Source organism: Planctomycetia bacterium, assembly GCA_016795155.1.
GTDB lineage: Bacteria > Planctomycetota > Planctomycetia > Gemmatales > HRBIN36 > JAEUIE01.
Map to the genome: position 1 here is coordinate 103394 of JAEUIE010000008.1, position 23047 is coordinate 126440.

The window sequence follows — 23047 nt, forward strand, 5'->3', positions numbered from 1 at the left end:
TTTTTGCTTTGACACGCAAACCTTCACGTTACAATGTCCCACATCATCTTTAGATTAACATCTCTGAATTGAAGGACATGTACATGAGCCTTTGGGTTGCGTGGTCTCGCTCAAGAACCGCAGTTATTCTCGTTGGTGGTTTGACAACTCCACTGACTGCTGGCGATATATTCAATTACGCAGGCTCCACGATTGGTGGCGGTTCCCGATGGGATGCTGCTCCCCGCATCATCAATATCAGTGGCAGTAATGTTGAACGCTCACTTGATGGCGGACTCCGCTACTCCATGCAGGGTGGTTCCTTCCAGGCATATCGCGATTCATTCTCATGGAATGTTGTGCCTACCGTTCCCCAGTTCCAGGCAGTTGTGCAGCAGGCGTTCGATGCCTGGAGTTCTGTCGATCCCGTATCGGGAGTTGGGTCGACGTTGACCTTTGTTCCTGATTTATCCACACCTGTGGTTGGCTTCAATGCAGGTAACGGTGGACTCGATTCTCGCGGAGCAGAGATTGACCTCTTTGCTTCCAATGATGCTTTCTTCTGGAACCCGGGCAACAATGGTACACAGGGTGAAACTCGCTTTGGGGCCATTGGCAGCACGGTGACGCTGACCTCAGGGACACCCAATTATGCCGGGTCCTCCGCCATCAATGGCGCGGATATTATCATCAACAACAATCCGGGCGCGGTGTATTCGCTTGATCTGTTCCGCCGTCTGCTGACCCATGAAATTGGTCATGCCATCGGTCTGGGTGATGTGGAAGGCAACATCAACCCCGGCGCATTCATCGACGACAATTACGATGGCAGCACGAATGCCACTGCACTCGCCACTTTGACGAACAACTGGGTGCACCTGGTGAATGTGAATAACCCGGCATTATCACCACTGTTTCGTTATACACCAGGTGCGAGTCCGGGCACGAGCACTCCCGGCGTGGACATCCTGATGGAATCGAATGGGCTGGGCATCTCTTCAGGCAACCCGATCACCAACCTGATTCCGCTCAGCAACGATGATTACAATACGCGTCAGTTCCTCTATCCTATTGCGATTCCCGAACCCACCACGGTGGCACTGATGGGCGTTTCCGTCTGTGGTGCAATCGGATTCTGGTTCCATCGCCGACATAAGCAGCAGATGCAAATGGATCAAGTGATCTAACCATCTATTGACATGTGTGGCAGGGTTATTCGGTACTCCGAATGACCCTGGTGGCTCTGCAATTACACCGAGATACTCGCAGGGTCATCCCTGACTACATGCAAAACCCTGCCACAACTAACCATTTCGTGAACGCCAGTTTCTATTTCGACGGGTTGCTGGTGGCGGGTTCAACCATTTCTGTGATTGATGTCGTTGCTACATCTTTATTCGGCTCTTTTCGCCAACAGGCCTGCACGGGTAGGTACAACGTGTCTGCCACGAAAGAGAAAGGCAAGTCTGCGGTGTAGCAGGCAAGAATATAAGCCCGGTTAACCAATTCGCCGGTACCAGCCAAGCATCTCATTTCGGGTGCTGCAGTAGTATAAAGATTCAGCGATTCTTCCGAAGTGCAAGCCCGGCTTATGGTATCGCAGGTAACTTTCACGCCAGCATAAGGCTGCGGGTTGAACCCATCAAAGTGTGCACTGAAGGTGCCACAACCCAGTGCAAATACTGGTAACAATAAGCAAAGCGACATGATGGATTGCATTCGACATTCCCGGGACAGACTACTGACATATACATCGGATGCTCCGCCTGTAGAACCATCCTCTATCCCATATGACCTTGCCTTGGTGCGACCTGTGTAACCGGATTAATCCCTACAAATTACCACACCTCAACCGACTGAGCAGTTGAGGTGAGTAGGGGAGCGGCCAGTTGACTTAAAAAAACTCAGCTGATCACCACCTCGCGCTGAAAGATCGATTCTGCACCCTGGGAATCACGCAGAGTTAGAGTAAGGATATAGTTGCCTGGATTCTTGTACTTGTGGGCAATCGCGAAGTAGTCACGCCAGTTCAGAGTTTTAGTGCGGCTTGTGCCATCGCCAAAATCGAGCGTGGCAGTGTAGCGATCATCGCCTGCATCGCTGAGCCAGCCGCTGGCCATCAGCAGCCCGGTATTAAACGTGCGGAAGGTTCGCAGCTTGAGTGTTGGTGCTACATTGTTCACGGTGATCGTGAACTCGCGGCTGTTGCCTTGGCCGGTCTGGTCGATCCATTCAAAGCGGGCGGTGTAGACGCCATCCTGGCGATAGCGGTGGGTGAAGCTGAAGAGATCGCGGCCTGGGCGATGGACTTCCTGCCTGCTGCCATCGCCCCAGTTGATGAACAGGCGAAGCCTGTCCTTGGCATCGGGATCCACCAGGCTACCGGTGGCGGTCACGGTGCCGCCTTCGTTGATCTCGGTGGTATTCAAGGCCAGATCAGGTGCCATCGGCGGGGTGTTGACGTAAGTGAGCACCACATCGTTGCCGGTGCCGCCGTGGTAGTCCATCGAGAGCCGCACGCCGTTGGCCGTCGTGAAGATGTCCCCCTGACCGATCAGGGCGCCAGTCAACGGATCGACGAAGCCGGGTGTCGCCGAATCGAGGACGATGGCGTCGTTGCCTTCGTTATTGATGATCCGGAACTGGTTGCCGGGTGAAGCGCCCGCGCCGACTGAGGCCACCAGGCTGGCGCCTCTGATGAAGACTCTTCTGTCGTCATTCGAGGTGAAGTTCCCGACATCCAGCTGGTCGTGGCCGGTCCCGGCGACGGGTCCGTTGAGGCGGACGCTGAAGATGTCTCCGCCAGAGAGGATCACGGAGCCGGGCGAGGTTCCGGTGAGATGCAGAATGCCGGGGCCATTCAGCGTTCCGGGCGCCACGATGCCGCCAAAACAGCTCAGGCCGCCCATGTCGCCCGTGCCCGAAAGCCTACCGCCCTCGACACGGACTTCGCTGTCCTTTAGACTGCCTTTGAGCAGTAGGGTGCCGGCGTTCACGAATAGAGTTCCGGTGTAGCTGTCAAAGACGTAGTCTTCCTCACGGGCGGACAGCTCCAGCGTGCCGTTGCCTTCCTTGACGAAGTCGTCATCTCCTCCATCGATCGTCATGTCGATGATCATGTCCGTCGACGACGGTCCGTCTGCGACCGTGATGGTGTGTCCTTCAGACGAGAAGAGAGAAACCGTGCCGTCAAGGCGGCTCGGGCCGCTCGCTGTCGACGTGCCAGTGATGTCACCTTTAAGATACAACCCTCCCAAAGGCGTGAGGATGTTGTGCAGGTCCGGCACGACGACGGCCGTGCTCACTCTGCCGCCGTTGAGGTGCAGCGTGCCGACTTCATGAGTGTAGCCGTTCAGCCTGAGTTTTCCGCCGGAGTTCACCGTGATCTCCGGCACGATAAAGCCGAACTGGTTGTAGTCCATCATGGTGACGGAACTGTTCGCTTGAATGACCAAGTCACCGCTGAAAGCTCGGTTGCGGTCGGATTTCTGGAGGCGGACGTCGCCGGTCGCCGAGGTCGTTCCCAAATAGGAGTTGAAGCCCGAGCCGCGCAGCCACAGCTTGTTCTGCGCGATCAGATTCAGTCCGCCGGGTCCGCTGATCGAGCCGTCGATGAAGAGCTCTTCGGTAGCCGCTTCTTGAGTGATGTCCGCCGTGCCCAGCAGCACGATGTCGCCGTTGAGCTCGACCTGCCGCAGCGCGCGGATTCTGCTGCCGCCTTCCAGGGTGAGCGGTTCGTCCAGGTCTAATGTTCCGATCAAGGTGGCAGAATGGTCGGCGACCAGCGTGGCTCCGGATTTGACCAACGTACCGGCTGCGGTCGAACCGAGGCCGTCGTCCTTGGTGACGAAGAGCTGGCCGGCAGACACTTGGGTCAAGCCGACGAAGGTGTTATGGCCGCGGAAGGACAAGTTGCCCGTGCCGGTCTTGTTCAGACCGTTGCCGCCGCGGATCTCGCCGTCGATGAAGAGTGTGGAGCCAGCACCCACTTGAAAGACCCGTGGCGTGGCGCCAGCGGCGGCGCCGAGGTCAAGGTCATTTTTGATGATGTTGGACGTACCACTGTTATCGATGACACCGCCGACGCCGAGAAATACGCGGTTGCCTTTGAGGGTATAACCTCCACCTACGCTGATCGAGCGGAAGTGGGTGCCGGGGGTGTAGTCGTTGTCCGCCGTCTTGTCGAAGTTGCCTGCAGGGAAGATGAGGTCATCGCCAGCCACCGGAGCGATATTGCCTACCCAGTTCGAGGCATTCGACCAGTTGTTACTGAGTGCCCCGCCATCCCAGGTGCGGGTTGCGGGTACGCAACGGTCTTCGAGGATTTCGAGACGGGGACGATATTTCGACTTGTTGAGTTGAGGGATTGCATAACGAGAGAAAGACTTCTTCTGCATGACTAATAGTCGCTTTCGGAAATGATGCCTGTTTGATGACATGGGCGGTGCCCAGAATCAATACTGCTGAACGCAGAGAACATTAACTGAGAAATAATTGAATACGGGGTGATGGGTTAGCTAGTTGGAGGAAGACTCATCTGCAGTTCCGAAGGAGCGACCGGTATTAGCCTTGCCTGGAAGTGCTATGTGAGAGGTTGGATAAGGCTTAAGCTCTGAAAGCGCGCAATGCGTTCGGCCGAATATAGCTGCAACTAAATCGACATGAGAACTATTGAAGAACGATTCCGTTATGAAGATGTCAGGTACGGTTCGAACCTTTTTATGATACTTTCCACTGTTTCAAATAAGTCCAACAGCAACAATCTTACAAGTTCATTGCGAACAAACTCTGGTTCATCAAAGGCGACACGCAAAGTAAATCCAAATTGGTTCTTGTATTCACGGCCTTTGGGAAATGTTGCGACGACATCACCTTCCTTGAGGATACGACTTCCATTTTTACTCGATGCACTCAGACCAAGATCTAGACTGATTGGGTCTTTTTCCTCTTTTGGCAACTGATCTATGGGATATAGCTTCATGGAACTAATCACCACTTTGAGCATTTGAACTGCTCCTACAACCAATTTTCGATGCTTGTCATAGTTATCAAGGTCGTCAAGAATTGTAAGTTGTTGTATTCCTGAATTTGAATTGTAAGGCTGGATACTTTCAAAGAGGTCCAAGACTTCATTGGATAACCCACGTAGTGCATTGCTCTTCGCTGAATCATAACTGTTTTTGATTTTGCAAACGACGAACGAAGTACGGTTATGTGGAATTTGACCATTTGATTCAACTAACTGCCAAATCAAATGATCGAGGGCACAACGTAGGTTATGAATCACATCCCCTATTAATACCGGCAGAATTTCTGGAATAGGCGTTTTGAATTTAACTTTATACTGCATAGCCCCTGTTGCAATGTCCTCTTCAATGACATATGGGTCTTCATTTTCATTCATGAATTTTTCCACAACCACTATTAATTCTTCTAAATGAGTTTGAGCACGGTTCAACTTCTGCTTGATGCCAAAAACTCGGTCAACTTTTGTAGGCATAAGATCACGTGAATTGAAGAATGCAACTTACGTATTCTAGCAGTTACGGTTGAGTGGCACTGAACTGTGGTACGTCCGCAAATCATTGAGTGTAAATACATCCGTTCGGTGTTATGACTATCTATTCCCTGCTTTGGTTCAGAAGTTTCGGTCGCTCCTTCGGAGCTTGATGGTTTTTATCACGATCGTCCAGGCCCTCGCGGGCTTGGCTAAGATCGAAGGCTCCTTGGGAGCCAAGGTGAATACATTCCTCAACTACTACCTAATTGTGGACAAAGCCATTTCCACTGCCATTCTGGCATTACGCGTCTTCGATTCAAACCAATCTCATACCATAAACCCATATACACCAACATCTTACAATACAGCTAGTTTCCTCCGGCACAATCTTTGCTCACATATTACTCCGTTACATCGTCTGCCCCTTTTGCATCTTAGGAGGCTATCCCCCCATGGGAGCCAAACAACTCTCGTATGCTGATGAAGCACGCCAGAAACTACTTGCCGGCGTGACCAAACTCGCCAAAGCTGTCAAATGCACCCTCGGGCCACGTGGCCGCAATGCTGTCCTCGATAAAGGGTGGGGCGTTCCCAACGTCACCAAGGACGGCGTCTCGGTCGCGGAAGACATCGAACTGAAGTGCCCTTATGAAAACATGGGTGCTCAACTGGTGAAGGAAGCTGCCAGCAAAACATCCGACGTTGCAGGTGATGGCACCACCACTGCAACCGTTCTCACCGAAGCCATCTACCGCGAAGGCCTCAAGGGCATTTCCGCTGGTGTCGATCCGATGGCCATCAGCCGGGGCATCATGAAGGCCACCGAGAAGGCCACGGAAGAACTGAAGAAGCTGGCTGAAAAAATCAACGCCAAGGACAAGAAGGAAATCAAGGAAGTCGCCACCATCTCCGCCAACAACAACACCGAGATTGGTGACTTCATCGCCCAGGCGATGGATCGCGTAGGCTCCGATGGTGTCATCACCATTGAAGAAGGCAAAGGCTTCACCACTGAAGTCGACTGGGTCGAAGGCATGCAGTTCGACCGAGGCTACCTGTCGCCTCACTTCGTGACCGATCCGGAAAAGGTCATCTGCGAATACGAGAAGTGCTACATCCTCATTCACGAAGACAAGATCAGCAATGCCAAGGACCTGGTGCCTCTGCTCGAAACCATCAGCAAGGCAAACCGCCCGTTGATGATCATCGCTGAAGACATTGATGGCGATGCACTGGCCACCCTCGTGGTCAACAAACTCCGTGGCATCGTGCAGGTTGTTGCTGTCAAAGCTCCTGGCTATGGCGATCGCCGCAAGGCTATGCTTGAAGACATTGCTGTCCTCACCGGTGGCAAGGCGATCTTCAAAGACCTTGGCATCAAGCTCGAAGCAGTCAAGCTGACCGACCTTGGTACCGCCAAGAAGGTCCGCATTGATGCTGAGAACACCACGATCGTGGAAGGCGCCGGCAAGGATGTGAATATCCAAGGCCGTTGCGACCTGATCCGTCGTGAGATTGAAACCACCACCAGCGAATACGACCGCGAGAAGCTGCAGGAACGTCTGGCCAAGCTGGCTGGTGGCGTGGCCCAGATCAAGGTGGGCGCTGCAACCGAAACCGAAATGAAGGAACGCAAGGCTCTGTACGAAGATTCACTCGCTGCCACCCGCGCTGCGATCGAAGAAGGCATTGTTGCTGGTGGCGGTGTCGCTTTGCTGCACGCTGCCAAGGCATTGGAGAAATTCAAAGTAGATGGCGAAGAACAGCACGGCGTGGACATCCTTCGCAAGGCACTCGAAGTTCCCGCCCGTGCCATTGCTGAAAATGCAGGCCTCGATGGCGCAGTGGTTGTCAACAACATCCGCAAAGGCAAGGACAAGAACTACGGCTACGATGCCAACGAAGAGAAGTATTGCGATCTTCGCAAGGCAGGCATTGTAGATCCCGTAAAAGTCACTCGCTCCGCTCTGCAGAACGCAGCCAGCGTGGCAGCACTGCTCCTCACCACCGAAACTCTGATTGCCGACAAGCCTGAACCCAAGGGTGCAGGTGGCGATCACCACGACCATGACCACCACGGTGGTGGAATGGGTGGCGGCATGCCAGGCATGGGTGGTATGGGCGGCATGGGTGGCATGGGCATGCCCGGAATGATGTAATCAAAAGTCCTGAGTCCTGAGTGCAAAGTCCTGAGTAGAACAGGCAAGGGCATTCGGGGCTTGGGGCGAAGCTATTGTGCAGTTCTCGATCTGTTCTCAGCACTCAGGACTCAGCACTCAGGACTAAAGCGAAACCTTGAACACAACACTTGAAGGATAACCCCAATATGAAACTCCGACCCCTCGATGACCGCATTGTTGTCAAACCGCTTGATGCAGAAGAGAAGACCGCCGGTGGCATTGTGCTGCCTGATTCAGCCAAGGAAAAGCCCCAGCGAGGCAAGGTGATCAGTATTGGCCCAGGCAAGCAGTTGGATGATGGCAGCCGGGCTGCGGTAGCTGTCGCTGTCAATGACGAAGTCATTTACGGCAAGTACGCCGGCAGCGAAGTGAAGATCGACGGCGTTGAATACAAGATCCTCCGCGAGAATGATATTCTCGCGAAGGTGGTTTGACATTTAGCCCCCGGCTCTTCAAGCCGGGGGTGGTTCGCTCGATCGCATTGAACCAAACACAACAATCCCAGTATCGGACTGATAATCTTTGCAACACTCGCCCCCGGCTTAAAGAGCCGGGGGCTAAATACCGGAAACCAACATGGCTAAACAGTTACTCTTCACCAACGAAGCTCGCCGCAAGCTCCTTGCTGGCGCGGAAAAACTCGCCAAGGCAGTCGGTGTGACCCTCGGGCCAAGTGGCCGCGTGGTCATCCTCGACAAATCCTTCGGCGGCCCCACCGTTACTAAGGACGGCGTTACCGTCTCCAAGGAAGTCGATCTGGCTGATCCCTTCGAGAACATGGGTGCTAAGCTCGTCAACGCTGTCGCGACCAAAACCAGCGATATCGCAGGCGATGGCACCACGACTGCCACCGTGCTCGCTCTCAACATCTACAAGGAAGGCCTCAAGAGCACGACCGCTGGGGCCAACCCCATGTCGCTCAAACGTGGCATCGACCAGGCTGTGGAAGCTGCCGTCGAAAAAATCCACAAAATGAGCAAGGAATGCACCAAGAAGGATGAGATTGCCCAGGTCGGCACCATCTCCGCCAACAACGATTCCGCTATCGGCGAAATGCTTGCTGACGCTCTCGAAAAGGTTGGCAAGGATGGCGTCATCCAGGTGGAAGAAGGCAAGACCAGTGAAACGGTGGTTGATTTCGTCGAAGGCATGCAGTTCGATAAAGGTTATATCAGCCCATACTTCGTGACTGATGCCAGCAGCATGACCGCTGAACTCGAAGACGCTTACATCCTGCTGTACGAAAAGAAAATCAGCAATGTCCGCGATCTGGTGCCTATGCTCGAAAAGGTAGCCCAGACCGGCAAGCCGCTGCTCATCATTGCTGAAGATGTTGACAGCGAAGCCCTCGCGATGCTCGTCGTCAATCGTCTGCGAGGCATCCTCAATGTAGCTGCTGTCAAAGCCCCTGGCTTTGGCGACCGCCGCAAGGCCCTCATGCAGGATCTGGCTACCGTCACCGGTGGCAAGTTCATCAGTGAAGACCTCGGCACCAAGCTCGAGAATGTCACCCTGGCTGACCTTGGAAAAGCCAAGAACATCCGTATCGAGAAGGAAAACACCACTATCGTTAACGGTGCAGGCAAAAAGGCTGACATCATGAAGCGGATCGAACAGATTCGCACCCAGATGGACGCCAGCGACAGCGAATACGACAAGGAAAAGTTCGCTGAACGTCTCGCCAAGCTGACTGGTGGCGTGGCCCTCATCAAGATCGGTGCAGCTACCGAAGCAGAGATGAAGGAAAAGAAAGCTCGCGTGGAAGATGCTCTGCATGCCACCCGTGCTGCCCGCGCTGAAGGAATCCTGCCCGGTGGTGGTGTGGCCCTCTTACGCTGCACCGAAGTGGTGCAGAAGCTGGCCAAGAAGCTTGAAGGTGATGAGAAGCTCGGTGCAGAGATTGTCTTCCGTGCTTTGTCTGCCCCCATCAAACAGATCGCTGAAAACAGCGGCGTCGATGGCGCGGTCGTTGCTGACGAAGTTCTCTCGAGCGACAAGGAATCGCACGGCTACAATGCTGCCACCGCCGAGTACGTCGATATGTACAAGGCTGGTATCGTCGATCCCACCAAGGTAGTCCGCTCCGCCCTGCAGAATGCCTCCAGCATCGCAGGCCTGATGCTGACGACCGAAGTGATGATCACGAAGATCGATGACGATGAACCGAAGGGTTTGGCGAAGGCGGAAGGGGTTGTGCGGTAAGGCCTTCTCCGGGGGCTTACGCCCCCGGCTCTTTTTGATCAACGAGCAAGCACCGTGGATGAGAGTTCACGGTGCTTTTTGAATTTGTATCCACCCATGTGATGGTCTACACGCCAAAGTTTAAACCATGCCGTCAAACCGAACGCAAGCACCCAAAGCAAAACCACCAGAGTCAACATGGGGAACTCAGACCATGCAGAAGCCACTAAAGTGATTGTCATGTTGTAAGAGGCATGTAATAGTACCGCAAGCAGGATGCTTCCGCCTGTTCCTAACATCAAGACGGTGTACACCACAGATAGTGGAATCAATAAAAGCAAGTACTCAAACACATTGGTCACAGCTACCTGCAATCCCTCGCTAAGGGGCGATGTCAGAATTATTTTCCATATCGGCGATCCAGTATGCCAAACTGCCCACATGAAACCAACTAACAGGCTTGCCTGTAGAGGACTGCAACCTTGCTTGAAGAGTCCAGGCAAGGCAAACCCTCGCCAACCAAGCTCTTCCGAAATGCCGCCGTTGGTGATCGCCAGGATTACGAGCACAAGTCCAGTGGCCAGGGTGCTCCCCTGCATGAAGTACACCAGATTGGAGATAAGGCCCATGGATGGTTGAAAGAGACTTGTTCGCGTTACAAATCGCTGATCCCAACCCTGCAGCAGAGTCAGGTCAACTGTATGACCAAAGAGTACCGCATCGATCAACAAACTGCTGAGCACCAGGACAGGCGTCACTCCTAAAGCGAACAGGTACCATCCTGGATTGACCCGTCCATTGCACAGTTTTCGCAGCATCTCTCTTACACGAGCTGGAAAGCCTGTGAGTCCCGCAACAACCAAGGCCATGAGGGATGGCCCAAATTCCCCAAGCCAGACTACCTCAGCTGGCACATGATCAATCAATCCGGCCTGGGCTGCTGCATAGGGTATCCAGCAGGCCCAGGAAAACAGCATGGTCATCATAAAAAAGGACAGGATGGGGTACTTTTTAATCATGGTGTTTCCTCTCCTGGATGGGACTAAATAAAGAAATGATCTCCCGCATCTTGAGTTGAGTCAGTTCCTCGAGCTTGATGAACTTGAGAATCGTATTTCTGTGATCCAGATCTGCCCGACTAACACTACCTAACGATTCGCGAAGTAGTTCGGTAAACTCGATGCTGTCCTCAATCTTCCGCTCAATACCCTGTTTCCACTTTTTCATGGAGACGCGGAAATAGCGTTTTCGATCGCCCGTTTTGTAGAAGTACTCGACGTAGCCATGTTGCTCCATGATTCTCAGCACCATGCTCACGGCCCCTTTGCTGAGTCGGAGATCAGTGACAATTTCTTCGAACGTCCTGCACGGCGGGTGAGCAGTAATCAGGTAGCCAAAGATTTTCCCAAAGGCTGCGGAGTACCCTAAACGTTTCAACAATCCTGCGTACTGCCCGATTTGTCGATGATTGATGATGGTTTTCATGATGAAAGAATAGCATAAAGTTTACTTAGTTCAATAATAAATAAACTAAATAAACAAAGTCGATTACTTCATGTGTTTAGCGATTTCCACCGAATGCCTGCAATCGCCTGGTGGGTCTCGCTTTATTTGGCAAGAGCACGAGTACTTTGGTAGTTTGGCGATCGACCCACCCTGCCGAACTTACCGGCGGACTGAGGTCGTGCCGCTCCTGGTTAACCCCATGCCCACCGCCTACCTCATCGCTGGCCCCAATGGTGCGGGGAAGACTACCTTCGCACGGGACTACTTGCCTAATGAAGTGGGCTGTTTCGAGTTCATCAACAACGATCTTATTGCGTTGTCTTAGTCCCGGAGGGACGTTGGTAAGTAGCCAGGTGCGTAAGCCCCTGGAAAGCGTTGAGAGATATGGCGAGCCCCGGAGGGGCGATGGAGATGAGAGCACGTCACACCGCCCTTCCGGGGCTCTATTATTACACCATTCAATTCCATGGGCTTGCGCCCCTGGCTACTGGCCGCCGCCCCTCCGGGGCTAAAAACACGTAACAAACGCTCATTTATAGGCTAAGATTCATCGCAAGTGATTATTCAAGGAGCATGCCCGTGCCCTCCACTTACACCAAGCTCTACTATCACCTCGTCTTCTCCACCAAAGAGCGTCGGCCATTGATAGAAACAGCATGGGAAGAGCAGCTCTATGCGGTGATTGGTGGGATTATCCGTGAGCATCATGGAGTCTTGCTTGCCGCTGGCGGCATGCCGGATCATGTTCATTTGCTCGTCAGTTGTCGCCCTACAGTAACACTCTCGTCACTATTACGAGACATTAAATGCAATTCTTCCAACTGGGTGCATGAACAATTTACCAAGGACTTCGCCTGGCAGGAGGGCTACAGCGCTTTTACGGTAAGCCATTCTGGAACTCCAGATGTGAAAGAGTATATCGCAAATCAGAAAGAACATCATCGCAAGCGTGATTACAAAGAAGAGTTATTGGCCATGCTGAAGTTGAATGAGGTGGTGTTTGATGAGCGGTATTTATTTGATTAGTTGTCTGGTCTTAGTCCCGGAGGGACGATGGTTAGTAGCCAGGGGCGTTAGCCCCTGGAAGAAATCGAAAGTTGTGTTGAGCCCCGGAGGGGCGGGAGGGGCGATGGAGAAGAGACCAATGTCATCATCGCCCTTCCAAGGCTCTGTCTTTACAACAACCATTCCAGGGGCTTTCGCCCCTGGCTACTGACCATCGCACCTCCGGTGCTAAAGACCAGGTCAATCGATGTGAATTGCATTTATCAGAATCCCGGTTCTCACCCACTCTTGCAGTTCCCCTCGCCTTGTATATCACAGTGAAAGTACCACGCGAGGCGCATCATGGGCATTCTTTCCGACTGGCAGATTGAAAAAGAAATCAAGATCGTTCCCTTTGCCTCTGCACAAGTGAGGCAAGGCGTTGTTTCCTATGGCGTATCGAGCTATGGCTACGATGTCCGCGTTGGCAGATCGTTCAAAGTTTTCACTAATGTCTATGGCGAAATTGTTGATCCCAAGCACTTCAGCCCGAAGGCGTTTGTCGATGTGGAAGCCGATTGCTGCGTGATTCCACCCAACAGCTTTGCCCTGGCTGAAACGGTGGAGTACTTCGAGATTCCCCGCGATATTCTGGCCATCTGCCTGGGTAAAAGCACCTATGCCCGGTGTGGCATCATTGTGAATGTGACGCCGCTGGAACCCGAATGGCGAGGCAAGATTACGATTGAAATCAGTAACACCACACCGTTACCTGCGAAGATATATGCCAACGAAGGCATTGCCCAGATCCTCTTCCTGCGGGCAGACCAGGTGTGTAAGACAAGCTATGCGGACAAATCGGGGAAATATCAGGATCAGCCGGGTTTAACACTGCCTTTTGTGCAAAAATAATCGTAAATTCAGGCATTCTGAACCAACTGGACGTAAGATAATCTGTCGTTCCCGTACATCGTATCGAGATTGAGCGAATCAAGTTGAGGACAGGGATATGAGATTAACGTGGAAGTATCTGGCAGCCGCAAGCCTGATCTGCGGAGCATCGACTGTATCATTGTGGGCCCAGCCGATTGGCGCCGGTGCTCAACCACCCGGAAAGAACCCGCCACCTGCGGGCAGCAAGACGGAGCAGCCTCCGGGCAAGACCGAGACACCAGGCGTGACCAGCGCAACCGAGAAAGATGGTGGTGGTGGTGGTGTCAAGGATGCATTGGTGGATGAAGCAGCCAATCTATTCAAGGAACGCAAGGAAGAGGAAGCCTACAAGAAGCTGGTGGAAGCCTGCTCCAAGAATGACAAACTTCCACCCGCCCGTCTGATGATGCACCGCATGTATCTTTCAGCAGGCCGCGCGGTAGATGCCCGACGCGCTATCGAACTGGCTGCTGTGGAAAATCCCGATCATCCTGATATCTACATCACCTTTGCCACCCAGGCTCTGCAGCAGGCACGTTTTACCGATGCACTCTTGCAGTTTGAACGGGCAATGCAAACGGTGGCTGACACGAAGAAATGGAACGAAAGCCAGCGCAAGAGCGTGATGCTGGCCTGCCTGTCGGGCTTGGCTCAAACCGCGGAATCCCGTCAGCAGTTCGAAGTGGCACGCAAGCACTATGAAGCGATCTTGAAGCTCGATTTTCCCAAGAACCAATTGGCAGGTTTCCGGGCATCACTCGGCCGCATGCTCTTCATGCTGGATAAGAAGGACGAGGCTCTGAAGGAATTGCAGGCTGCCCAAGCCGATGTGCCGGAAATGGAACCAGCCGGCGTCATGATGGCCAAGCTCTACACCAACCGGGCCTTGCAGGAAAAGGTAGCTGCCAAGCAGAAGGATCTGATTGCCAAAGCCAAGGAATGGTATGAATACGCCATCAAGACTGATCCCAAGAACTACAAGGCACATATTTCCTATGCGGTCTGGCTCTTTGACATGAACTACCTCGATAAATCCTATTTCGCGCTGGCAGAAGAAGAACTGAAAGAAGCCATCAAGCTCGATCCCAAGGCATATGACAACCGCGTACTGCGTGGTCTGATGTACCGATGGACAGGCAACTATGAAGCTGCAGAGGCAGAATTCGACTCAGCCTGGAAGGAAAAACCTGAAGATTTCTATTCACAGAACCAGCTTGTTCTGGCTCTGGTAGAACAGAAAGGCAACCCGGCCAAGATGCAGCGAGCCGTTCAGCTTGCCACCGATAACATTCAAAAACATGGTGCCCGTATACCCGATGCCAGCGCCACCTATGGCTGGGTGATGTTCAAGAATAATCGCATGGATGATGCGGAAAAGGCATTGCAAGCTTCATTCCAGGGTGGACAGTTCACTGCGGACAGCCTCTACTACCTGTCGCAGGTACATCGCATGCGAGGCCGACTGACCGAAGCTGGCGAAGCATTGAAGTTAGCTGTCACCCAGCCAGGCCGCTTCATGTACCGAAAGGAAGCCAACAAGGACCATGAACAATTGTCGGGAAGCCGATAGGAAGAAATGCTGTATTCCAACATTCAGGTAGGAGCCGAGAAGTTGATCTCCTCGGCTTTTTTGTTTGATGTTCCGTCTTTATCGTTTGCCGTTCAGATCAGGCTTGCCATCGCCATTAGCATCGAGTGTGTTGAGATCGACTTCGACGTACGGCCGCAGGTAGGCTTCTGTTTTGCCTGATGCATAGGAAACCCAGAAGCGCAGTGCGGTGGCATCGTAGACGACATTGATGACATTATCGCCCTTGATGGGAATCTTGTTGGCCAGGGCAATCATCTTTTCCGCGTTGAATTTGCCATACTCGCTCTGCAGCGTGGGAAAAGCACCCCGGCCTTCATCGTTGTAGACACAGTTGGCAAGCACATTCGGAGCAAATTCATCGGTGGGATCATTATCCTTCCAGATGGCCAGTTGCTTGTCTTTCGGCTCCGGTGAATGAGCACGAATCTTGACAGCTCGCAGTTCCTTCTGGCCATCGCCAAAGACAAAGTGGTAGCGTTTGGTCATGGGCTGGGCTTTGAAGATCTCGAGTGCCTTGGTAAGCGAATCGCCATCGTAAAGCATGGTGCGGAAGAAGACCGTGAAGTGTGGAGCATGTACCTGGTAGGGAGCTTCCTTGGCAGATGCATCACCCATTTCGGAAAGTGCAATGCCTCGGGTATTCATACCCGTGTGAGCACCAATGATGCCAGCGAATGTGGGTACCACATGGGGGATGCCTTCGTTGGGAATGTAGAGGACAATCACGGGGAATTCATGGGCACCGACTTCCATGCTCCAGTCGAGATTGCGTGTCTGATAGAGATGCCCATCGACGGTGGCTTTGCCCCAGACAGCAATGCTGCTGCAGGAATAAGGCATCAGCAGTGCCACGGAATGAAGCGCCTGCAGTTGAGCCAACGGCATGCCCGAGCCATCAGCCAGGCCTGCCAGCTCCTGAGAAACCCGCTGGTCGGCGTAGGCCGAAGTGCGTGACCAGACTTCGTTCAGTGTCTGATCAGTGACCTTGAGCTCAGCTTTGATGCCTTCCATCGCTTTGGGAATGAAGGCATGCATTTCCTTTTTCATCAGCCTGCCGAGATGATAGCCCATCTCGTAAGGCGTACCTTGCACCACTACGGCAGGAAACTTGACCGGTCCGTTGCCAACGGTGGTGCGATAGCCTGAACCCTTGCTGACATCGGGTTTGGTGAAGAGTTCCTTCTGGACCGGCGCATTGGCCTGGCCATTGAATTGCTTGGGTGGGTCATCGCTGTTAGCGACGGAGAAGACAAGGGCCAGAAGCCCGGCGGGGAAGAGGAGTTTGAGTTTCATAGTAGACGATCATACCCTCTGAAAGGCTAGGTGTCACGCCATTCCGAAACATTCTTTAACAGATGCAACCTACTCAAACCTGCCTGACTGTCTAACATTTCAATAAGAGCTGAATGTTGCAGACACTTCTAAAATCCGTTAATGGCATTGAAATCCATGAAGCACAAAAACAGTGTGAACCGTGCAAACGAAGTATACCGCATTGTCGAGCAGCGATTCATCGAACTCTGGGGCGATATGAGTTCCTGGTGGGGCGTCAGCCGAACCATGGCTGAAATCCACGGCTTGCTGTTCATCACCAGCACACCTCACTCTGCTGAGGATATTCAGAACCATCTTGGCATTTCGCGTGGCAATGTCAGCATGAATATCCGTACGCTGGTGGAATGGGGACTGGTGCGACGAGTCCGCAAGCGAGGCGACCGGCGTGATTACTATGAATCGCTTACCGATGTCTGGGAAATGTTCACCGTGCTGGCATCCCAGCGTAAACGTCGGGAAATTGACCCCATCGTCAAAACGCTCAAGCAATGCCGAACCGATCTCGACAACCTGGAACAGCCCAAGAATGATGCAAACCGGCCTGAGCATCATGTGCAGCGTGTTGACGAGTTGCTCGGCTTCCTGTTGACAGTCGAGAAAGTGGCGGAACACTTCTTCAAGAACAACGAAGGTTTACGGGAAGCGATGGAACTGCTGGCTCACACCGAAGAATAAACCCTGACGACACTGGGATGATGCCAGAGCCAGGGCAGGGCCAGTGATACCTCTGATGTGAAGACTTCCACCACGCGCCCTTCGCGATCGGCCTGTTCCAGCCAGGCTGATTCGAACAGGCGTTCCTGCGGTGGAAAAGTTTCCGCTGTTGCTATTGTCTCGTGTTGTCTGAAACCTGTCTGGTAATGCCGTTGATCCAGGATGCAGGCAGGGTCGAGCAAACGAACGTCCAGCGAATGAAGCTGATTGATTTGTCCAGGTATCCATATAGCTACTTCCAGTGGTGGAGTAACCAAGTCCATTTCCCGTGCATCTGCTGACAGTTCCAGATAATGCACTTCCTGATCGTTGAGCATGACTGCGACACTGAGCCGTTTCTCGGAAGTACCATGAAGGGGTGCATGCAGGTGGAGGATGGGTTTCTTTTCTGTCCACTCGACCTTACCAGTGATTGGCCCCAGGTGAACTGTGCGTCTGACTTCCAGGAAGACGCCGTTGAGTTGGGGAGCTCGCGGGCCAGCAACTGGTTCGCAAACGATCTCCAAAATGTTCTGCATCTGCACCTGGGAAGTAATTGGTACCAGGCAAGGCAACTGTGCATCGTGATGCGATGCTACCACCTTTTGATTCAGCATAACCCTACAAGGCACATTGATGGAACCAACGATCAGCCAAAGTTCTTCAAAGGGCATCAATTCCGTGGGCCAGCGAAAGGCCCGGCGAAAGACCATTGTCTGGCCCGGCAGACATTGCCAGGGTTCACGTAGTTGAATTCGATGCGGATACATGTCTGCATTATAGGTAAGACAGCCAGACTGATTTGTTTCGCTGCTTCACACCGGCATACCAGACACAAAGCGGGTAGAGAGCCAGCACGACCAACAGCCAGACCAGATAGCTGACCCACAGTGGAAACCCGAAGGATGCAGGCATATCACCCAGCGGCGGGTTCGTGAACAGCCAGCCGGGGAAAGCACCAGTCTGCCACCATGCTGCCAACAGACATAACCCATGAATCAACGGCAGATGCAGCAGGTAGAAGAACATGGGTACTTTACCGAAGATGATGAACGGTTTACTCCAGTTGCCTGTGCCGGCATCCCACCAGGCCAGTAGTAAGAGCACCGGCCCCAGAGTCATGAGCAGATAGCAGAGCGATGGCGGTTGCTTGGTGCAGTTCAGGAAGGAGATAACATTACCTGTGATGGTTGATTGTGCTATCCATGTATTGCCTTCTCCGTAGAGTCCACTGGCGCGAAGCAAGAGGAACAAGACCACGCAAAAAATACCGAGCACCACGAGCAGGATTCTTCGTTCCCACGCTTCCCATGCGTAACACATGCCCAGCCCATAGCCGACCATCATCACACCAACCCAGGGGATGAGTGGGTAGCCTGCACTGAAGGTAATGCCAAATGACTGCACCTCACCCGGATCATGCAGGAACGTCCAGAGCCAGCCCCATGCACCAAAGTCAGCTGATTTAATGGGATCGGCCAGATGATGGCCGAGGATCAGAATTGCTCCAAGAGTTGCTGGTAACCAAGTGGGCAATCGTACCAGCAGTCCCAACAAAATCATCGACCAGCCCAGTGTCCAGATGACCCAGCAGGGCAGGTAGGTGAAATCGAAGTTCCAGGCCCAGCCGAAGGTACGCACGACGCACCATTCAAGAAAGATGAGCCACAGGCCGCGTGTGATAAGGAAGCTGGCTAGTTCGGAACTCGATTTGCCCCGTAATCTTGAAAGTGCCGCACCGACACCGGCCAGCAGCAGGAATGTTGGAGCGCAAAAGTGTGATATCCACCGGGTGAAAAAGAGGGACGGTGTGGTCTGGCTCAGATCGGTTGGATCAATGGTGTGGGTGAAGAAAAAGTCGCGGACATGGTCGAGGGCCATGAGGATCATGACGAGACCGCGAAGGAGGTCGATGGAGTGGAGGCGGGAATGCATATCACATGTACCCGGAGGATTAATTCAAAATCTCGAAACCTGCTGTTATCTATTTTCCATCTTTGAAAGAAAAAATTCCGGGTGCATTTCAAACAACTGTTTTTCCAATTTCAGAACTCCAAGTACCATGCCATGTTTTGGATCAATCTGACGAGCGAGTTCCCAGCATTTCCAGGCATCCGGTGTGCGGTACATTGATTGGAGAACTTTGCCGAGATCGACATAGGCTCCGGTAAGATGCGGATTCGCTTCAATGGCCTTGAGGTAGTGTCCTTTGGCTTCGCCGCTAGCATTCTGCATCTTCATCCCGCCCAGTTGTGTCTCCAGTACGTATCCATAGTTCAGCCCCGTTCTATCAATTTTTTCCAGTATCTCGATGCTTTCCTTTTCTGATTTCCGATTGCCAAAAGTCTGCGTGAAGCTTTTCAATTGTTCATTTTCAGACTGAAAGACGTTCAGCTTGCGCAAGTTCTGAGCAGCCTGGCTATCGCTGTAGCTCAGTCCATCGTTGATGGCGAGCAGGAAGGCATCGAGCGGTCTACCCGCTTCCACAGCCTTTTTCATGGCCGCTTCGATTTCCGGAGGAGTCATACGCTGGTGCTTCCTGATCCGGTCAGATGCCTTGGAGAGCATGACACTGACAGGATCCTTGTCATCGACAAGCAAACGAAATCCGGCAGGAACACTGAAGGGATCCACTTGAGCTAAAGACACTTTGATGAGCTTCCAGTCATGCTCTTCATAACCGGCACCTGACTGTGTTTTCCATTTCAAATGCCTGGGGACAAACTGTTTATCCAGAATCCTGTTACGTATGGCGGGATGAATCGATGCAGTATGGGTAAGCCAGAGTCGAAAGGCAGCTTGAAACTCCGGCGGGACTTTGTCTCCCGAGGGAGTGTATTCCACTTTGACTTTATTATCGATGTGGAAGGTGGTGGCTTGCTTCTGATGAGTTTCCGCCGGTTCCGCTCTCGGCAAATCCTTGATCAATATCCCGAAGGTTGCCTCCAGGTCGCGTGGATCTTCCGTGCGGTTGACCTCAGATTTCCTGGTCTTATCTTTCAGTGCCTCGTTTAGAATCGTGCTCAGGTATTGTCTGTTCTGCAGTTCCATACCCCGAAATAGCACCAGGGCCTGCACAGAAGTTTGAGAATATTCTTTCTTCTCGGGAACAATGCCGATGACCTGATTCTTGATCATATCGTAGCGTGTGCGAGAATCAGGAGTGACGATTTCAAAGAAGTCCTTCCCTACCAACACAGATTTTGAATACTTTTTAGTGGTTGGCTTTGGTAGTTCCGATTCCTTGCCGGGAATTTCCTTGATCTTGCCTGCTTCATCGACTTGAATCTGGAAGGAAGAGGAGGCCTGCTGTGTGATCGTCGTCACATCGAACTGCATTTGAAATACTTGATCGTTGGTCGGGATGGATAACAGCAGACAAACGAGAAGGAAATGTATCATGTTCGATCTGCCCGGTGATGAGTATGCTGCGAGGCAACATCATGGTTCGTAACACAAGCGCATGCGTTGCCAGATTGTCTCATGGCACACGGCGGATTTCACGCGAATTCCAAACGGTTGTCAAACAAACTTCGTCTTCCCCGGCATCGCGACTGGTGGTGTCGGGTACTTTTCCAACGTGTAGCTGGGGGGCGACAGGTCTTCTTTGCTGTTCATGACCTTGTCCCACTCAACCTTTTGTCCGGTGTAGGTAGCCATGCGGCCCATGATGCCGGTGAGGGTGCTGCGGACCATCCATTCGCCGTCGTTGATGGGTGTGCCGCTCTTGATGGAATCGAAGAGTTCGTTGTGTTCGTGCTGGTACATGTCGTCGCGTACCTGGTCGCGTGAAGCCTGCCAGGGCTTGGCGCCCTTGATCTGCCAGCGGTTGGCCTGCCAGTGTGCGGAACCCTTGGTCCCATAGACATGGAAGGAATTGTCCGAGTAGCAATCCTTCATCTGTCGAGTGAAACAATAGGCTTTCACGCCGTTGTCGTATTCGTAGGCGATGGCATGGTGATCATAGATATTACCAAAAACAGGATCGGTACGCACCTGTCGGCCACCCATGCCAAAGGCATACCGGGGGTAGGTATTCTTCATGGCCCAGGTGATCTTGTCGATGGTGTGAATGGTTTGTTCGCAGATATGGTCGCCTGAGAGCCAGGTGAAGTAGAGCCAGTTACGCATCTGCCATTCCATATCGGTCATTTCAGCGGTCTTGGCAACATGCCAGAGTAAGCCAGTGATGTAGTTGGCTTCGATGGAGACAATATCGCCGATATCGCCATCATGAATACGTTTGAACATTTCCCGCATGGCGTTGTGGTAGCGCCAGCAGTAGCCTGCGACCACTGCCAGGTTCTTTTGCTTGGCGATCTTGATCGATTCGAGCATGGATCGGCAACCCAGAGCATCGGTCGCCATGGGTTTTTCCACAAAGGCATGCTTGCCTGCTTCCACCACAGCTTTGAAATGAATAGGACGGAAGTGAGGGGACGTAGCCAGCAGCACGACATCCACATCGCTGGCGATCAGTTCCTTGTAGGCATTGATGCCGACGAAGCAGTTCTTGTCGGTGACGGCAAACTTCTCACCCAGGTTGTCTTTGAGTGTTTTCTTGCAACTTTGAATCCGATCCGGGAAGGCATCCGCCAGGGCCGTGATGCGAACGGTGGAGCCTGTGTTAGCTGCCTGCTGGGCAGCTCCGGTGCCTCGTCCTCCGCAACCCACCAAGCCGACCTTGATCTCTTCCCGCCCGGCAGCATGCACCGCTGGCGCCAGCGACAACATACTTGCTGAGGCGGCAGCTACGGCACTCTTCTTCAAAAAGCTTCGACGATGCGGCATGATGCTACTCCACGACAACCGACAGGTGGGAAAGTGAGGAAGGCAGTTATTCTAAGAGAGTGGAACAGTGGCTGCAAGTAAATCAAGGCACGCTGCAGTATGATGCAGTACCACTGGAAAAACAACTGAGTCCGAATTAGACCTTTGTCGGAGCTGGTACCGTTTCTTTAGGAACGATGATCTTCGGGCCTGAATCGCTCATGAAGTACCAGAAGGCAACCACCAGGCAGACGATCGTCAGCAGCAGGATGCCACCCACAACGGCGATTTTGACGCCGATCTCGCTTCCACCACCTCCACCGCTTTCAGAACTCTTGCTACCCTTTTTCTTTTTCTTCTTTTTGCCGGGTGGGCCTTTTGATTGCTGTGGCTGAGGCGTCACGTTCGTGGTGGGAGGCGCCATGGCACGCGTTGCCACCATGGTCTGTTGACCAGCTTTCGCAGCACCCACGGCGGCAGCACTTCGCACCCGAATGGTGATATGAGCCTGGCAGAACGGGCAGGCAATAGTTGCGGGCCCCGTCACGGGTGGAAGGGAAAACTGCTTGCGACACTTGGGACAGGCTGCTACTCGAGCCATGATCGTAACCGTTACGTAGAAATTCGGCCGATAATCGACTTTAGCAAGCGAATATCGACTTGCCAAATGAAGTTGGTGAAATTTCACTCATAGAGCACAACTTTTTTCAAGTTTTGACGTCAAAAGCCTGCCTGAGAGGGTATGAATGGTGATTATCTGCCATCCTGACATGGGTTTGGGGGAAGAGGCTAATTCTTGACAACTGCAACGACCTTGCGGGCTGTTATCCCGGGAAGCTGGTTTATGCCGATCTGTCACTCATTCTCTATTCATGGTCTGCAGATATCAAAATCTGTGCCAGCTTGTGACGAATGAATCTGCAGGGCGAATAATGTATTGGCCTCAAGCCTCACGGATGGAAGACTTGCGAACCATATTTACTTCATAGGTGTCCTGATGCTCGTCGAAGCCAACTGGGGAGGTCTCATCATGATTGATACATCTTCGCGAAAGAAGAAAGGATTGCGCCATCCCTTGCATCACCTGGAAGGGTGGATCGAACGAGTCGATCTCAACAAGCGGCGTCTGCATGTCCGTACCGGCAGCAAAGACAGGTACGGTGTCTGTGTTCTGATTCCTGATCAGTGCCACATTCGTCATCAACGCTATCATCTGCAGCTCTCATCACTGCTGCCCTGCGATGCCATCAGCATCGATTACGAAGAAGACGAGAATGGCGCACGCATTGCCCAGGCCATCGAAATGACTGCTGGCTAATCAAACAACTGATCGCTGAGCTAACTTACCTCCATCCGCAATGATGGAGGTTTTTTATTTGGCCGCTCGGACAAAGA

At 52.7% G+C, this 23047-nt stretch carries 20 protein-coding genes; 9 read left to right on the forward strand and 11 right to left on the reverse strand.

Annotated elements, in window-relative coordinates; translation table 11 throughout:
• Positions 1–83: 83 nt before the first annotated feature.
• Positions 84–1166 (forward strand): PEP-CTERM sorting domain-containing protein, encoded by a 1083-nt coding sequence (locus JNJ77_04115; GenBank protein ID MBL8821750.1) that lies wholly within the window; start codon positions 84–86, stop codon positions 1164–1166.
• Between the two features lie 142 nt (positions 1167–1308).
• Here the strand turns inward: JNJ77_04115 and JNJ77_04120 are convergent, their stop codons facing one another.
• The 3 genes from JNJ77_04120 to JNJ77_04130 form a co-directional block, all read right to left on the reverse strand.
• The gene (locus JNJ77_04120; protein MBL8821751.1) at positions 1309–1698 is read right to left on the reverse strand and encodes a YceK/YidQ family lipoprotein; all 390 of its coding nucleotides are present in this window, start codon (positions 1696–1698) and stop codon (positions 1309–1311) included.
• 185 nt (positions 1699–1883) lie between these two features.
• Entirely contained in the window at positions 1884–4376 is a 2493-nt protein-coding gene (locus JNJ77_04125; protein ID MBL8821752.1) for an autotransporter-associated beta strand repeat-containing protein, read from the reverse strand.
• A gap of 290 nt (positions 4377–4666) precedes the next feature.
• Positions 4667–5479 carry a hypothetical protein gene (locus tag JNJ77_04130; GenBank protein ID MBL8821753.1) on the reverse strand — a complete coding sequence of 271 codons (813 nt, stop codon included), beginning with the start codon at positions 5477–5479 and terminating at the stop codon, positions 4667–4669.
• A gap of 452 nt (positions 5480–5931) precedes the next feature.
• Between JNJ77_04130 and groL (JNJ77_04135) the strand changes: the two genes are divergently transcribed.
• The 3 genes from groL (JNJ77_04135) to groL (JNJ77_04145) all read left to right on the forward strand — a co-directional run bounded on the left by groL (JNJ77_04135) (position 5932) and on the right by groL (JNJ77_04145) (position 9861).
• Positions 5932–7638 carry a chaperonin GroEL gene (groL, locus tag JNJ77_04135; GenBank protein MBL8821754.1) on the forward strand — a complete coding sequence of 569 codons (1707 nt, stop codon included), beginning with the start codon at positions 5932–5934 and terminating at the stop codon, positions 7636–7638.
• A 167-nt stretch (positions 7639–7805) separates the two neighbouring features.
• Positions 7806–8093 carry a co-chaperone GroES gene (groES, locus tag JNJ77_04140; protein MBL8821755.1) on the forward strand — a complete coding sequence of 96 codons (288 nt, stop codon included), beginning with the start codon at positions 7806–7808 and terminating at the stop codon, positions 8091–8093.
• Between the two features lie 142 nt (positions 8094–8235).
• Positions 8236–9861, forward strand: coding sequence for a chaperonin GroEL (gene groL / locus JNJ77_04145; GenBank protein MBL8821756.1), 1626 nt, complete (start codon positions 8236–8238; stop codon positions 9859–9861).
• Between the two features lie 38 nt (positions 9862–9899).
• Here groL (JNJ77_04145) and JNJ77_04150 read toward each other — a convergent pair whose 3' ends face one another.
• The gene (locus tag JNJ77_04150; protein ID MBL8821757.1) at positions 9900–10859 is read right to left on the reverse strand and encodes a CPBP family intramembrane metalloprotease; all 960 of its coding nucleotides are present in this window, start codon (positions 10857–10859) and stop codon (positions 9900–9902) included.
• Complete coding sequence (locus tag JNJ77_04155) at positions 10852–11325, reverse strand: ArsR family transcriptional regulator (GenBank protein MBL8821758.1); 474 nt, start codon at positions 11323–11325, stop codon at positions 10852–10854. The genes JNJ77_04150 and JNJ77_04155 overlap by 8 nt, the downstream gene beginning before the upstream one ends.
• Positions 11326–11919: 594 nt before the next feature.
• Here JNJ77_04155 and tnpA point away from each other — a divergent pair.
• From tnpA to JNJ77_04170, 3 genes are all read left to right on the forward strand, one after another.
• Entirely contained in the window at positions 11920–12372 is a 453-nt protein-coding gene (gene tnpA, locus JNJ77_04160) for an IS200/IS605 family transposase (protein MBL8821759.1), read from the forward strand.
• A gap of 321 nt (positions 12373–12693) precedes the next feature.
• Positions 12694–13242: a dCTP deaminase gene (locus JNJ77_04165; protein MBL8821760.1), complete on the forward strand. Its 549-nt coding sequence runs from the start codon at positions 12694–12696 to the stop codon at positions 13240–13242.
• Positions 13243–13339: 97 nt separating this feature from the next.
• The gene (locus JNJ77_04170; protein ID MBL8821761.1) at positions 13340–14833 is read left to right on the forward strand and encodes a tetratricopeptide repeat protein; all 1494 of its coding nucleotides are present in this window, start codon (positions 13340–13342) and stop codon (positions 14831–14833) included.
• A gap of 78 nt (positions 14834–14911) precedes the next feature.
• Here JNJ77_04170 and JNJ77_04175 read toward each other — a convergent pair whose 3' ends face one another.
• Positions 14912–16147 (reverse strand): hypothetical protein, encoded by a 1236-nt coding sequence (locus JNJ77_04175; GenBank protein MBL8821762.1) that lies wholly within the window; start codon positions 16145–16147, stop codon positions 14912–14914.
• 156 nt (positions 16148–16303) lie between these two features.
• Between JNJ77_04175 and JNJ77_04180 the strand changes: the two genes are divergently transcribed.
• Positions 16304–16864: a MarR family transcriptional regulator gene (locus JNJ77_04180; protein MBL8821763.1), complete on the forward strand. Its 561-nt coding sequence runs from the start codon at positions 16304–16306 to the stop codon at positions 16862–16864.
• On the opposite strand, the gene JNJ77_04185 is transcribed toward JNJ77_04180, so the two are convergent.
• The 5 genes from JNJ77_04185 to JNJ77_04205 all read right to left on the reverse strand — a co-directional run bounded on the left by JNJ77_04185 (position 16849) and on the right by JNJ77_04205 (position 22253).
• On the reverse strand, positions 16849–17652 hold the full coding sequence (locus JNJ77_04185) for a hypothetical protein (GenBank protein ID MBL8821764.1): 804 nt from the start codon (positions 17650–17652) through the stop codon (positions 16849–16851). The two genes, JNJ77_04180 and JNJ77_04185, sit on opposite strands and share 16 nt — an antisense overlap.
• Before the next feature lie 7 nt (positions 17653–17659).
• Positions 17660–18817 carry a DUF1624 domain-containing protein gene (locus JNJ77_04190; GenBank protein ID MBL8821765.1) on the reverse strand — a complete coding sequence of 386 codons (1158 nt, stop codon included), beginning with the start codon at positions 18815–18817 and terminating at the stop codon, positions 17660–17662.
• A 45-nt stretch (positions 18818–18862) separates the two neighbouring features.
• Positions 18863–20284, reverse strand: a complete 1422-nt coding sequence (locus JNJ77_04195) for a hypothetical protein (GenBank protein MBL8821766.1) — start codon at positions 20282–20284, stop codon at positions 18863–18865.
• A gap of 120 nt (positions 20285–20404) precedes the next feature.
• A complete protein-coding gene (locus JNJ77_04200) occupies positions 20405–21673 on the reverse strand; it encodes a Gfo/Idh/MocA family oxidoreductase (GenBank protein MBL8821767.1) in 1269 nt (422 codons plus the stop codon).
• A 136-nt stretch (positions 21674–21809) separates the two neighbouring features.
• A complete protein-coding gene (locus tag JNJ77_04205; GenBank protein MBL8821768.1) occupies positions 21810–22253 on the reverse strand; it encodes a hypothetical protein in 444 nt (147 codons plus the stop codon).
• Positions 22254–22682: 429 nt separating this feature from the next.
• Here JNJ77_04205 and JNJ77_04210 point away from each other — a divergent pair, with 429 nt between their 5' ends.
• Complete coding sequence (locus JNJ77_04210; GenBank protein ID MBL8821769.1) at positions 22683–22970, forward strand: hypothetical protein; 288 nt, start codon at positions 22683–22685, stop codon at positions 22968–22970.
• Positions 22971–23047: the final 77 nt, after the last annotated feature.

Bases quoted from the DNA above. Each gene is read 5' to 3' on its own strand.
- JNJ77_04120 (MBL8821751.1), bottom strand. From the start codon at position 1,698: ATGCAATCCATCATGTCGCTTTGCTTATTGTTACCAGTATTTGCACTG.
- JNJ77_04170 (MBL8821761.1), top strand. From the start codon at position 13,340: ATGAGATTAACGTGGAAGTATCTGGCAGCCGCAAGCCTGATCTGCGGA.
- JNJ77_04125 (MBL8821752.1), bottom strand. From the start codon at position 4,376: ATGCAGAAGAAGTCTTTCTCTCGTTATGCAATCCCTCAACTCAACAAG.
- JNJ77_04190 (MBL8821765.1), bottom strand. From the start codon at position 18,817: ATGCATTCCCGCCTCCACTCCATCGACCTCCTTCGCGGTCTCGTCATG.
- JNJ77_04175 (MBL8821762.1), bottom strand. From the start codon at position 16,147: ATGAAACTCAAACTCCTCTTCCCCGCCGGGCTTCTGGCCCTTGTCTTC.
- JNJ77_04150 (MBL8821757.1), bottom strand. From the start codon at position 10,859: ATGATTAAAAAGTACCCCATCCTGTCCTTTTTTATGATGACCATGCTG.
- JNJ77_04185 (MBL8821764.1), bottom strand. From the start codon at position 17,652: ATGTATCCGCATCGAATTCAACTACGTGAACCCTGGCAATGTCTGCCG.
- JNJ77_04115 (MBL8821750.1), top strand. From the start codon at position 84: ATGAGCCTTTGGGTTGCGTGGTCTCGCTCAAGAACCGCAGTTATTCTC.
- groL (MBL8821754.1), top strand. From the start codon at position 5,932: ATGGGAGCCAAACAACTCTCGTATGCTGATGAAGCACGCCAGAAACTA.
- JNJ77_04180 (MBL8821763.1), top strand. From the start codon at position 16,304: ATGAAGCACAAAAACAGTGTGAACCGTGCAAACGAAGTATACCGCATT.
- JNJ77_04155 (MBL8821758.1), bottom strand. From the start codon at position 11,325: ATGAAAACCATCATCAATCATCGACAAATCGGGCAGTACGCAGGATTG.
- groES (MBL8821755.1), top strand. From the start codon at position 7,806: ATGAAACTCCGACCCCTCGATGACCGCATTGTTGTCAAACCGCTTGAT.
- tnpA (MBL8821759.1), top strand. From the start codon at position 11,920: ATGCCCGTGCCCTCCACTTACACCAAGCTCTACTATCACCTCGTCTTC.
- JNJ77_04210 (MBL8821769.1), top strand. From the start codon at position 22,683: ATGATTGATACATCTTCGCGAAAGAAGAAAGGATTGCGCCATCCCTTG.
- JNJ77_04130 (MBL8821753.1), bottom strand. From the start codon at position 5,479: ATGCCTACAAAAGTTGACCGAGTTTTTGGCATCAAGCAGAAGTTGAAC.
- JNJ77_04205 (MBL8821768.1), bottom strand. From the start codon at position 22,253: ATGGCTCGAGTAGCAGCCTGTCCCAAGTGTCGCAAGCAGTTTTCCCTT.
- JNJ77_04165 (MBL8821760.1), top strand. From the start codon at position 12,694: ATGGGCATTCTTTCCGACTGGCAGATTGAAAAAGAAATCAAGATCGTT.
- JNJ77_04195 (MBL8821766.1), bottom strand. From the start codon at position 20,284: ATGATACATTTCCTTCTCGTTTGTCTGCTGTTATCCATCCCGACCAAC.
- groL (MBL8821756.1), top strand. From the start codon at position 8,236: ATGGCTAAACAGTTACTCTTCACCAACGAAGCTCGCCGCAAGCTCCTT.
- JNJ77_04200 (MBL8821767.1), bottom strand. From the start codon at position 21,673: ATGCCGCATCGTCGAAGCTTTTTGAAGAAGAGTGCCGTAGCTGCCGCC.